This is a genomic window from Pseudomonas sp. R4-39-08 (assembly GCF_003852275.1).
In the GTDB taxonomy this organism is placed as follows: Bacteria; Pseudomonadota; Gammaproteobacteria; order Pseudomonadales; family Pseudomonadaceae; genus Aquipseudomonas.
Map to the genome: position 1 here is coordinate 3,664,944 of NZ_CP027733.1, position 12,642 is coordinate 3,677,585.

Below are 12,642 nucleotides of genomic sequence, written 5' to 3' on the forward strand. Positions count from 1 at the left end.
GCTGCACGTTCGGCGGCGTTAGTTCCGGCCTCATCGGGAGCAAGCCCCCTCCCACATTGGTTCTGCGCTAGACACACTTTGCATGAATGCCGCAGAGCCCATGTGAGAGGGGGCTTGCCCTAATGCCAGTAAGTTAAGGCTTTGTAGGAGCGAGCTTGCTCGCGAAAAACTCACAGGCACCGCGTTCATTCAGAAAGCACGCGTTATCGTTGACGTTTTTCGCGAGCAAGCTCGCTCCTACAGACGGCGGTGTACGCTTAACTGACTGGCATTAGGGCTTGCCCCCTCCCACATTTTTTAACCGCATTTCAGGCCGCGAGCTTGCCGCTGGCGATGGCCGCCGAAGCGGCCAGCATGGCGCGCAACAGCACCGCACACCCCGCTGCCAGATCATCCGGCGCGGCGTTCTCGATTTCGTTATGGCTGATGCCACCCTCACACGGCACGAAGATCATTCCCGCCGGGCCCAGTTCGGCGAGGAAAATCGCGTCGTGCCCGGCCCCGCTGACGATGTCCATATTCGACAAGCCCAAGCCATTCGCCGCATCGCGCACGGCGTCTACGCAGCCTTTGTCGAAGTACAACGGCGGGAAGTCGGCGGTGGGTTCCAACTCGAAACTCAACCCATGTTTGGCGCAGGTCTCATCAATCACCGTGCGCACCTGGGCAATCATCGAATCCAGCCGCGCCGGCTCCAAGTGACGAAAATCCAGGGTCATGCGCACTTCACCGGGAATGACATTGCGCGAACCGGGATACGCCTGCAGGCAACCCACGGTCCCACATGCGTGCGGCTGATGCCCCAGCGCCGCCGCATTCACCGCAGCCACCACCGCTGCCGCGCCGACCAAAGCGTCCTTGCGCAAGTGCATCGGCGTAGGCCCCGCGTGTGCTTCGACGCCGCGCAGTTTCAGGTCGAACCATTTCTGCCCGAGTGCGCCGAGCACCACGCCGATGGTCTTTTTCTCATCCTCCAGGATCGGCCCCTGTTCGATATGCGCTTCGAAGTACGCCCCAACTTTGTGCCCGCTGACCGGCCGCGTGCCGGCATAGCCGATCGCATTCAACGCATCGCCCACGCTGACGCCGTCTGCATCGACCTTGGCCAAGGTCTCGGCCAGGGTGAATTTTTCGGCAAACACCCCGGAGCCCATCATGCAGGGTGGAAAGCGCGAGCCTTCTTCGTTGGTCCACACCACCACCTCCAGCGGCGCCTCGGTTTCAAGCTTGAGGTCGTTAAGGGTGCGCAGGACTTCCACTCCGGCCAGCACGCCGAAGCAACCGTCGAACTTGCCGCCCGTGGGCTGGGTGTCGATGTGGCTGCCGGTCATCACCGGCGGCAGGTCGGGATTGCGCCCCGGACGCCGGGCGAAAATATTGCCGATACCGTCGACGGTGACCGTGCAACCGGCCTGCTCGCACCACTGCACGAACAGGTCGCGGGCCTTGCGGTCGAGATCGGTGAGGGCCAGCCGGCACACCCCGCCTTTTGGGGTGGCACCGAGTTTGGCCAGGTCCATCAGCGACTGCCACAAGCGGTCGCGGTTGATGTGCTGATGGGTCGATTGCAGGACGTCGAGGGCAGCGTTCATGGGGATCTCCTCAGGCTACATTTCTTATGATTGGACCGCATTCCAATGGCGTTATAGCGGGGATTTGGCGGGCATCGGGGTGATTGCGCGCCGGGCATTCAGACCGTAATACAACACCCCGCCCAATGCCGAACCGGTGAACCAGCCGTAGCTGTAGAACCAACTGAATGCATCGCTGCCCAGGGACAGCAAGGTCAGCACCACCGGCACGCCAAAGGCGACGAAGCCGCTCCAGTTCCACGCCGGGTACACGTCGTCGCGGTACAAACCGGCCAGGTCCAGCTGCTGTCTGCGGGTGATGAAGTAGTCCACCACCATGATCCCGGCGATCGGCCCCAACAGGCTGGAGTAGCCGAGCAGCCAGTTGGAATACACCGTCTCCAGGCTGACATCGGACACGATCAGCCCGAGTTTTTTCAGCAGCTCATGGGCCATCAACGCCAGCCCCACCACCCCGGTAAGAATCACCGCCGTGGTGCGGTTGATCAACTTGGGCGCAATGTTCTGGAAGTCGTTGGTCGGCGAGACAATGTTCGCCGCCGTGTTGGTGGACAAGGTGGCGATGATGATCAGCGCCATGGCGATGGCGACCCACACCGGGCTCTGGATATGGCCAATCAGGGTGACCGGGTCGGACACGCTGACCCCCACCAGTTTCACCGAAGCCGCCGTCATGATCACGCCCAGCGCGGCGAACAGGAACATGGTCAGCGGCAGGCCGAAAATCTGCCCGAGGATCTGGTCCTTCTGGCTTTTGGCGTAGCGGCTGAAGTCCGGGATATTCAGCGACAAGGTGGCCCAGAACCCGACCATGGCAGTCAGGCCCGCCATGAAATAACCGGTGAGGCTCGCGCCTTCGGGGCGCTTGGGTGGAATCGCCATCAGCTCACTGAGGGACACATTCGGCATCGCCCACACCAGCAGGCCGATACCCACCGCGACCAGCAGCGGCGCCGACAGGGTTTCCAGGCGCTTGATCGACTCGGCGCCGCGCAGCACCACCCACAAATTCAGGCACCAGAAAATCATGAAACCGATCACCTCACCGGTGCCGCCAAGGGATTTCCAGCCCTCGAAAATCGAGCCCAGGAACAAGTGAATCGCCAGGCCGCCAAACATCGTCTGGATGCCAAACCAGCCGCACGCCACCAGCGCACGAATCAGGCATGGCACGTTGGAGCCGAGAATGCCGAACGATGAGCGCAACAGCACCGGAAACGGGATGCCGTATTTCGTACCGGGAAATGCATTGAGCGTGAGGGGGATAAGCACCACGATGTTGGCCAGCAAAATCGCCATCAGCGCCTCGCCCACCGACAACCCGAAATACGCGGTGAGCACACCGCCCAACGTGTAGGTAGGCACACAAATCGACATGCCGACCCACAGCGCAGTGATGTGCCATTTGTTCCAGGTGCGTTCGTGCACCTTGGTCGGTGCCATGTCGTGGTTGTAGCGAGGGCTGTCGAGGACGTCGGGGCCGGCGTCGAGTTCGTACAGGCCGTTACGTTCGATGACTTGCGATCTGTTCTGTTGCATGGCCGCTCCACGGTTTTTTTAAAATTATTCTTGCTCACCTGCACGGTTAGGGCAGGTGGCCGGAGTACCTCGTCGACAACATGACATCTCGGGCCCGGCCAGCCGCCACTGCACTCAATAACCGTGCCGACAACTGCTTCCCGACCCACGCTGCATCTATAACTGGCTGATGTTTATCAGCTTTATCCGGTTGACCGATTGCGTCTTCGGAACTTGCCCTGGGAACTCAGGGTGAATAGCAAGGAAGTTGTCCGAACCTTCAGGACTCAATCTGGTGCAACACAATTATTTTTATTTCCCGGCCCCGTCAAGCGCCATCGTTCAACCGGCTGATTTGCAATAAGAAATGCTGTTCAAATTGACAACCTGTCAAGTGCGTCAAAATGGTGTTTGGGTGCTTCATTTTGGTGAATTTTAATTTTTATTGTTTTAAATCAAATAGTTATATTAGTTATAAGCTTAATAAAAATATTCTTGCCCAATCGAAAAACTCGGGCTAGTTTCTATTCCTGTCACCGATGACAGGAATCAACCGGTTATCGGCGAGCCGTATTACAACACTTAGAACTGGCACAAGCCGGTCAAGCCTGTGAGGAACTCGACATGTCGCTGTTGATCCGTGGCGCTACCGTTGTTACCCATGATGAAAGTTACCGCGCCGATGTGTTATGCGCAGGCGGTCTGATTCGTGCTATCGGCACGGACCTGGATATTCCCGCCGGCACTGAAACACTCGATGGCAGCGGCCAGTACTTGATGCCCGGTGGCATCGATCCCCATACCCATATGCAACTTCCGTTCATGGGCACCGTGGCCAGTGAAGACTTTTTCAGTGGCACGGCGGCGGGGCTGGCCGGTGGCACCACGTCGATCATCGACTTCGTGATCCCCAACCCGCAGCAGTCGTTGATGGAGGCGTTCCACCAGTGGCGCGGCTGGGCCGAAAAGTCGGCGTCCGACTACGGCTTTCATGTGGCGATCACCTGGTGGAGCGAACAGGTCCGCGAGGAAATGGCCGAGCTGGTCAGCCATCACGGCATCAACAGCTTCAAGCATTTCATGGCCTACAAGAACGCGATCATGGCGGCCGACGACACCCTGGTCGCCAGTTTCGAACGTTGCCTGGAACTGGGCGCGGTGCCCACGGTGCATGCGGAAAACGGCGAGCTGGTCTATCACCTGCAACGCAAGCTGATGGCCCAGGGCATCACCGGGCCGGAAGCGCATCCGCTGTCGCGTCCTTCCCAGGTGGAAGGCGAAGCGGCCAGCCGTGCGATCCGCATCGCCGAGACCATCGGCACGCCGTTATACCTGGTGCACGTTTCCACCCAGGAGGCGCTGGACGAAATCACCTATGCCCGGGGCAAGGGCCAGGCGGTCTACGGTGAAGTGCTCGCCGGCCACCTGTTGCTGGACGACAGCGTCTACCAGCACCCCGACTGGCAGACCGCCGCTGGCTACGTGATGAGCCCACCGTTCCGCCCGCGCGGCCACCAGGAGGCGCTGTGGCACGGTTTGCAATCGGGCAACCTGCACACCACCGCTACCGACCACTGCTGCTTCTGCGCCGAGCAAAAGGCCGCCGGGCGTGACGACTTCAGCAAGATCCCCAACGGCACCGCCGGTATCGAAGACCGTATGGCGCTGTTGTGGCACGAGGGCGTCAACACCGGGCGCCTGTCGATGCAGGCATTCGTCGCGCTGACCTCCACCAACACCGCAAAGATCTTCAACCTCTACCCGCGCAAAGGCGCGATTCGCGTCGGCGCCGATGCCGACCTGGTGCTGTGGGACCCCGAAGGCACGCGCACCATTTCCGCCAAGACCCACCATCAACAAGTCGATTTCAACATCTTCGAAGGCAAGACCGTACGCGGCGTGCCGAGCCACACCATCAGCCAGGGCAAGCTGGTCTGGGCCGATGGCGATCTGCGCGCCGAGCGTGGGGCCGGGCGGTATGTGCAGCGGCCGGCGTATCCGGCGGTGTTCGAACAGTTGCGCAAGCGGGCGGAGCATTCCAGGCCCACTGCGGTGAAACGCTGAACATACAGCGCACATGATCATTCCCACGCTCTGCGTGGGAATGCAGCAAGGGACGCTCCGCGTTCCAAGAGCGGACGCAGAGCGTCCAGTGAGGCATTCCCATGCAGAGCATGGGAACGATCGCCCATCAGAGGCAGCACCTCAATAACCGTGAGGCCACCACCGTGATCCAGACCCTGACCCACCTCCCCCATCCCCATGACGACGGGCCCACCCTCGCCAGCCATTTCACCGACCTGGCGCCGCCCCTCAATGCCCGCCAGGCCCAGCTGGAAGCCTCGCGCTGCCTGTATTGCTACGACGCCCCGTGCGTGAACGCGTGCCCCAGCGAAATCGACATCCCCTCGTTCATCCGCAATATCCACACCGACAACGTCCAGGGCGCAGCGCAGAAAATCCTCTCGGCCAACATCCTCGGCGGCAGTTGCGCTCGAGTCTGTCCCACGGAAATCCTCTGCCAGCAAGCATGCGTGCGTAACAACGCCGAAGAATGCGCCCCGGTGCTGATCGGCCTGTTGCAACGCTATGCCATCGACAACGCGCAGTTCAGCCAGCACCCGTTCCAACGCGCCGCGCCCACCGGCAAACGCATCGCGGTGGTCGGCGCCGGGCCGGCGGGCCTGGCCTGCGCCCACCGTGCGGCCCTGCACGGTCATGACGTAGTGATCTTCGAAGCCCGGGAAAAAGCCGGCGGCTTGAATGAATACGGAATCGCCAAGTACAAACTGGTGGACGACTTCGCCCAGAAGGAACTGGATTTCCTCCTGCAGATCGGCGGCATCGAGATCCGTCACGGCCAGCGCCTGGGCGACAACCTCACTCTGAGCGAGTTGCACGCGCAATTTGACGCGGTGTTCCTCGGCCTCGGCCTGGCGGCCAGCAAACGCCTCGGCCTGCCCGACGAAGACGCCCCCGGCCTGCTCGCCGCCACCGACTATATCCGCGAACTGCGCCAGGCCGATGACCTCACCCAACTGCCGCTGGCCGACCGCTGCATCGTGCTCGGCGCCGGCAACACCGCCATCGACATGGCCGTGCAAATGGCGCGCCTCGGTGCGCGCGATGTGAACCTGGTGTACCGCCGTGGCCTGGATGACATGGGCGCGACCCACCATGAGCAAGACATTGCCAAGGCCAATCAGGTTCGCCTGCTGACCTGGGCCCAGCCCGAGCAGGTGCTGCTCGATGACCAAGGGCATGTACGCGGCATGCGCTTCGCTCGTACGCGCATGGAGAACGGTCGCCTGCACCCCACTGGAGAAACCTTCGAATTGGCCGCAGACGCCATCTTCAAGGCCATCGGCCAGGGTTTTGACAACGACGCGCTGCACGACCCGCTGGCCCAGCAGTTGCACCGCGTGGGCGAACGCATCTTCGTCGACGAACAACTGCGCACCAGCATTCCCGGGGTGTATGCCGGCGGCGACTGCGTCAGCCTTGGCCAGGACCTCACCGTGCAGGCGGTGCAACACGGCAAGCTGGCCGCCGAGGCCATGCACGCTCAACTCATGCTCAACGTGGAGGCCGCGTAATGGCTGATCTGTCGATTGTGTTCGCCGGCATCAAAGCGCCCAACCCGTTCTGGCTGGCCTCCGCACCGCCCACCGACAAGGCCTACAACGTGGTGCGCGCGTTCGAGGCCGGCTGGGGCGGCGTGGTGTGGAAAACCCTGGGGGAAGACCCGGCGGCGGTCAACGTGTCGTCGCGCTACTCGGCTCACTACGGGGCGAATCGCGAAGTGCTGGGTATCAATAATATCGAGCTGATCACCGACCGCTCCCTGGAGATCAACCTGCGCGAAATCACCCAGGTGAAAAAGGACTGGCCCGACCGCGCGTTGATCGTGTCGCTGATGGTGCCCTGTGTTGAAGAATCCTGGAAAAACATCCTGCCGCAGGTGGAAGCCACCGGCTGCGACGGTATCGAGCTGAATTTCGGCTGCCCCCACGGCATGCCCGAACGCGGCATGGGCGCGGCGGTTGGCCAGGTGCCTGAGTACGTGGAGCAGGTGACGCGCTGGTGCAAGACGTATTGCTCGCTGCCGGTGATCGTCAAGCTCACGCCCAACATCACCGACATCCGCGTGGCCGCGCGGGCGGCCTATCGCGGCGGCGCGGATGCGGTGTCGTTGATCAACACCATCAACTCCATCACCAGCGTCGACCTGGAACGCATGGTCGCCCTGCCGATGGTCGGCACCCAGAGTACCCATGGCGGCTACTGCGGCTCGGCGGTCAAACCGATTGCGCTGAACATGGTCGCCGAAATCGCCCGCGACCCGCAGACCCAGGGCTTGCCGATCTGCGGTATCGGCGGCATCGGCAACTGGCGTGACGCCGCTGAATTCGTCGCCCTGGGCTGCGGCGCGGTGCAGGTGTGCACGGCGGCGATGCTGCATGGGTTCCGCATCGTTGAAGAAATGAAGGATGGCTTGTCGCGATGGATGGACAGCCAGGGTTACACCAGCTTGCAGGAATTTTCCGGGCGCGCGGTGGGCAACACCACGGACTGGAAGTACCTGGACATCAACTACCAGGTGATCGCCAAGATCGACCAGGCGGCGTGCATCGGCTGTGGGCGTTGCCATATCGCCTGTGAGGATACCTCGCACCAGGCCATCGCCAGCTTGAAGCAGGCGGATGGTACGCATAAATATGAGGTGATCGATGACGAGTGCGTGGGCTGCAACCTGTGCCAGATCACCTGTCCAGTGGCCGATTGCATCGAGATGGTGCCGGTCGAAACGGGTAAGCCGTTTTTGAATTGGACCCAGGATCCGAGGAATCCCTACAGGGAGGCTGTGTAAGTCCTTCAGACCGCTATCGGGAGCAAGCCCCCTCCCACATTGGAATGCATTCCAAATGTGGGAGGGGGCTTGCTCCCGATGGGGCCCTAAACCTCACCATACTATTCAGGGCTCCAGCCCAATCCCGCGCAATATCACCCCGGTCACCGTCTGTATCGCCCGCTCAAACTGCATATCCGACAACGGCTGGTGATCATTCAAAATGTTCACCTGATGATCGAAGTCGGCGTAATGCTGGGTCGATGCCCAGATCATGTACAGCAGGCTCGACGGCTCCACCGGCAGGATGCGTTTGTCTTGCACCCAATGGCGAATTTTCGCTTCCTTCATCTTGGCCCAGTCGTACAGGCTTTCATCCAGCGCCTCACCCAGGGTGGGCGCACCGTGGATGATTTCATTGGCCCAGACTTTCGAGCCATACGGCCGTGTGCGCGAGCGCTGCATCTTGGCGCGAATGTAGCTGCTGAGCACCACCCTTGGGTCATCGAAGGTCTCGAAGCTCAGGGCGTCCTGTTTCCACAGGTCCAGCAGGTCGAACAGCACCGCGCTGTACAGCTCGCTCTTGGTGGTGAAGTAGTAATGCAGGTTCGAGCGCGGCAGTTGTGCCTCTTTGGCGATGTCGGCCATGGCGGTGCTGCCATAGCCTTTTTCAGCGAAGACTTTCTCTGCGGCCAGCAGGATTTTCTCGACGTTGATCCGCCGAATTCCGATCTTGTGATTGCCCATAAGGGCTCCCTGACAACAACACGACCTAGAGACTACCATCCGCTCTAGATCGGGGCGACACGCCGAACCGAAACTTCGTACACTGCCCGCTTCTATCCTCTGATTGGTATTGAACAATGTTGATCAAGAAGTCCCTGACCATCGTCGCCCTGCTCGCCTCCCTGCTGGGCGCGTCTGCAGCCTTTGCCCACGCGCACCTGAAAAGCGCCACGCCAGCGGCAGACAGCAATGTTGCCGCACCGACAGACCTGCGCCTGACCTTCAGCGAAGGCGTCGAAGCGACGTTCACCAAGGTGTCCCTGAGCAAGGACGGCACGGAAATCGCGATCAAGGGCCTGGAAACCCCGGACGCCGACAAGAAGACCCTGGTGGTCACCCCGGCCGCTCCGCTGGCGGCAGGTACTTACAAGGTCGAGTGGCACGCCGTGTCCGTCGACACCCACAAGAGCGAAGGCACTTACAGCTTCAAGGTTGGCCAATAATCCATGGCGACCCTGCTGGTGCTGTGCCGTTTTGTACATTTCATCGTGGTGCTGCTGCTGTTCGGGGTCTGTGTGTTCAGGCCTCTGTTGCTCGGTACGGCTGCGCAACCGGCACTCGACCGGCACCTGCTGCGCTTGACCCGAGGCCTGGCCTGGCTGGGGCTGGGCTCCGGGGTCGCGTGGCTGTTGCTGATCACTGCGAGCATGGCCGGCGGGTGGGGCGCCGCACTGCAACCGGCCACGGTGATATTGGTGTTGAGCAGCACCTTTTTCGGGCAGGTCTGGGTCTGGCACCTGCTGCTCAACCTGTTGCTGGTGATCGTATTGACCAAGCCGTGGCCGGCCCTGCGCCTGCCGCTGATCGCGCTGGTGCTGGCGACCCTGGCTCCGGTGGGCCACGGCGCCATGCTCGATGGCCTCAGCGGGCGACTGCTGATCCTCAACCAAGTGGTGCACTTGGCGTGCGTCGGTGCCTGGCTGGGCGGCTTGCTGCTGCTGGTGTTGATCCTCAGACAGCCACAGCCGCTGACCCTGCAGCCGATCCTGCGACGCTTCAGTGGGGTGGGTTATGGCCTGGTTGCCGGCCTGCTGGTGACCGGTTTGGTCAACGTGCGCGTGCTCACCGGGCAGCTGTGGCCTACCCCGCCGTTTGAAGGGTTTGCCTTGATTCTGCTGATCAAGGTGCTGCTGGTAGCGGGCATGTTGGTGCTGGCCTTGCTGAACCGATTGCGCCTGGAACAGTGTGAACAGCGGGTGGGCAGCTTGAAGGCCAGTGTCCTGCTGGAATGGCTATTGGGTATTGCAGCAGTGGCAGCGGTTTCCCTGCTGGGCACCCTGCCGCCAATGGTCATGGCCGGCTGAGTCCCCGCCATTCTTATGATTGGTCACCAATCAAATGTGGGAGAGGGCTTGCTCCCGATGGCAGTGTGACAGTCAACTTATGTGTAGCTGACCCGCCGCTATCGGGAGCAAGCCCCCGCCCACATTTTGACCGTGTCCACATTTAGCTAGGCCGAGCAAGTCATCCTATAACTTCTGCTTGACACTCCTTTAAAACCCCGTAAATATCGCGCCCAGCGTTGTACGACAACGTATGACGAATAATAAAAACAACAAAAGAAAAGGGAGCCTCACTGTGAGTCAATTCGCCCGTCATTTGTCCTCGCGTCTCGGTTTGATCAGCCTCGGCAGCCTCGCATGTACCTTACCCCTCACGGCTCACGCCGATGGGTTCGTCGACGATGCCAAGGCCACGCTCAACCTGCGCAACGCCTACTTCAACCGTAACTTCACCAACCCCGCCAATCCCCAGAGCAAAGCCGAAGAGTGGACGCAGAACTTCATTCTCGATGCCAGGTCCGGCTACACCCGTGGCACCGTGGGTTTCGGCATTGATGTCCTGGGCCTGTACTCGCAAAAGCTCGATGGCGGCAAAGGCACCGCTGGCACCCAATTGCTGCCGGTGCATGACGATGGGCGCCCCGCCGATAATTTCGGACGCCTGGGCGTGGCGTTGAAAACCAAGTTATCGAAGACAGAGTTGAAGGTCGGCGAATGGATGCCGGTGCTGCCGATCCTGCGCTCCGATGATGGCCGCTCCCTGCCCCAGACCTTCCGCGGCGGCCAGGTAACGTCCAACGAGATCGCCGGCCTGACGCTCTACGGCGGCCAGTTTCGCGGCAACAGCCCGCGCAACGACGCGAGCATGGAAGACATGTTCATGAACGGCAAAGCCGCATTCACCTCCGACCGGTTCAACTTCGGCGGCGGCGAATACACGTTCAATGACAAGCGCACCCAGGTCGGCCTGTGGTACGCCGAACTCACCGATATCTACCAGCAACAGTACCTCAACCTCACCCACAGCCAGCCGGTAGGTGACTGGACCCTGGGCGCCAACCTCGGCTTCTTCAATGGCAAGGAAGACGGCAGCGCCCTGGCCGGCGACCTCGATAACAAGACCGTGTTCGCCCTGCTGTCGGCCAAGTACAACGGCAACACCTTCTACGTGGGCCTGCAGAAACTCACCGGCGACAGTGTGTGGATGCGCGTCAACGGCACCAGCGGCGGCACGCTGGCCAACGACAGTTATAACTCCAGCTATGACAACGCCAAGGAAAAATCCTGGCAGCTGCGCCATGACTTCAACTTCGTGGTGCTTGGCATTCCTGGCTTGACCATGATGAACCGCTACATCAGCGGCAGTAACGTGCACACCGGGGCAATCACCGACGGCAAGGAATGGGGCCGCGAATCGGAACTCGCCTACACCGTGCAGAGCGGCGCACTGAAGGACCTGAACGTCAGGTGGCGTAACTCGACCATGCGTCGGGATTTCAGCAATAACGAGTTCGATGAGAACCGGATCTTTGTCAGCTATCCAATCTCACTGCTTTAAACGTTGTTGGTGATCTAAAAGCCACTGCAAAACCAATGTGGGAGGGGGCTTGCCCCCGATGAGGGAGTGTCTGTGAATACATTTCTGACTGGGCCACCGCTATCGGGAGCAAGCCCCCTCCCATATTTGAATCTCACTCGCCTGCAAGAACGTTGACAACCTGGGGATCCCTAACAATACTTCGACCTAGTCATACGACAACCTACAACAAAAAATTGGACTACCCATGACCACCACTACTCCCGTTCCTTTCAACCGCATCCTGCTCACCGGCGCCGCCGGCGGCCTGGGTAAAGTGTTGCGCGAGCGCATGCGCCCCTACGCCCAGGTGCTGCGCCTGTCAGACATCGCTGATATGGCCCCCGCCGCCGCCCATGAAGAAGTACAAACCTGCGATCTTTCCGACAAACAAGCCGTGCACCATCTGGTGGAAGGCGTCGATGCGATCCTGCACTTTGGCGGCGTGTCGGTGGAGCGCCCTTTCGAAGAAGTGCTCGGCGCCAATATCAGCGGCGTTTTCCACATCTACGAAGCCGCGCGCCGTCATGGTGTGAAGCGCGTGATCTTCGCCAGCTCCAACCATGTGATCGGCTTCTACCCACAGGACGAAAAGCTCGACGCCCACTCACCGCGCCGCCCGGACAGCTACTACGGCCTGTCCAAGTCCTATGGCGAAGACATGGCGAGTTTCTACTTCGACCGCTACGGCATAGAGACCGTGAGCATCCGTATCGGCTCCTCGTTCCCGGAACCGCAGAACCGCCGGATGATGCACACCTGGTTGAGCTTCGACGACCTGACCCAACTGCTCGAACGCGCGCTGTACACGCCGAACGTCGGCCATACCGTGGTCTATGGCATGTCGAATAACCAGGACACCTGGTGGGACAACCGCTACGCCGCGCACCTGGGTTTTGCGCCCAAGGACAGCTCCGAAGTGTTCCGCGCCCAGGTCGAGGCCCAGCCGCCGGTGGCTGACAACGACCCGGCCAAGCTCTATCAGGGCGGCGCGTTCTGCGCAGCAGGGCCGTTCGGTGACTGAGTTCACAGCAACCC

Annotated in this window: 10 protein-coding genes; 7 read left to right on the forward strand and 3 right to left on the reverse strand. The window is 60.9% G+C overall.

The features are described 5' to 3' along the window. Positions 1-308: 308 nt before the first annotated feature. Positions 309-1,592 (reverse strand): Zn-dependent hydrolase, encoded by a 1,284-nt coding sequence (locus C4J88_RS16925; protein WP_124407612.1) that lies wholly within the window; start codon positions 1,590-1,592, stop codon positions 309-311. Positions 1,593-1,643: 51 nt separating this feature from the next. Further along, the gene (locus C4J88_RS16930; RefSeq protein ID WP_124407613.1) at positions 1,644-3,131 is read right to left on the reverse strand and encodes an NCS1 family nucleobase:cation symporter-1; all 1,488 of its coding nucleotides are present in this window, start codon (positions 3,129-3,131) and stop codon (positions 1,644-1,646) included. 603 nt (positions 3,132-3,734) lie between these two features. Here C4J88_RS16930 and hydA point away from each other — a divergent pair. From hydA to preA, 3 genes are all read left to right on the forward strand, one after another. Continuing rightward, positions 3,735-5,174 carry a dihydropyrimidinase gene (gene hydA / locus C4J88_RS16935; protein ID WP_124407614.1) on the forward strand — a complete coding sequence of 480 codons (1,440 nt, stop codon included), beginning with the start codon at positions 3,735-3,737 and terminating at the stop codon, positions 5,172-5,174. Between the two features lie 164 nt (positions 5,175-5,338). Continuing rightward, a complete protein-coding gene (locus tag C4J88_RS16940; RefSeq protein WP_124408641.1) occupies positions 5,339-6,706 on the forward strand; it encodes an NAD(P)-dependent oxidoreductase in 1,368 nt (455 codons plus the stop codon). Further along, positions 6,706-7,980, forward strand: a complete 1,275-nt coding sequence (gene preA / locus C4J88_RS16945; RefSeq protein WP_124407615.1) for an NAD-dependent dihydropyrimidine dehydrogenase subunit PreA — start codon at positions 6,706-6,708, stop codon at positions 7,978-7,980. Before C4J88_RS16940 ends, preA begins: the two co-directional genes overlap by 1 nt. Before the next feature lie 105 nt (positions 7,981-8,085). Here the strand turns inward: preA and C4J88_RS16950 are convergent, their stop codons facing one another. Then, positions 8,086-8,706: a TetR/AcrR family transcriptional regulator gene (locus C4J88_RS16950; protein ID WP_124407616.1), complete on the reverse strand. Its 621-nt coding sequence runs from the start codon at positions 8,704-8,706 to the stop codon at positions 8,086-8,088. A gap of 116 nt (positions 8,707-8,822) precedes the next feature. Between C4J88_RS16950 and copC the strand changes: the two genes are divergently transcribed. The 4 genes from copC to C4J88_RS16970 all read left to right on the forward strand — a co-directional run bounded on the left by copC (position 8,823) and on the right by C4J88_RS16970 (position 12,628). After that, a complete protein-coding gene (gene copC / locus C4J88_RS16955; RefSeq protein ID WP_124407617.1) occupies positions 8,823-9,188 on the forward strand; it encodes a copper homeostasis periplasmic binding protein CopC in 366 nt (121 codons plus the stop codon). Positions 9,189-9,191: 3 nt separating this feature from the next. Next, entirely contained in the window at positions 9,192-10,049 is an 858-nt protein-coding gene (gene copD, locus C4J88_RS16960) for a copper homeostasis membrane protein CopD (RefSeq protein WP_124407618.1), read from the forward strand. Between the two features lie 274 nt (positions 10,050-10,323). Continuing rightward, positions 10,324-11,586, forward strand: a complete 1,263-nt coding sequence (locus tag C4J88_RS16965; protein WP_124407619.1) for an OprD family porin — start codon at positions 10,324-10,326, stop codon at positions 11,584-11,586. A 226-nt stretch (positions 11,587-11,812) separates the two neighbouring features. Continuing rightward, positions 11,813-12,628 (forward strand): NAD(P)-dependent oxidoreductase, encoded by an 816-nt coding sequence (locus C4J88_RS16970; RefSeq protein WP_124363408.1) that lies wholly within the window; start codon positions 11,813-11,815, stop codon positions 12,626-12,628. The last annotated feature ends 14 nt before the right edge of the window (positions 12,629-12,642 follow it).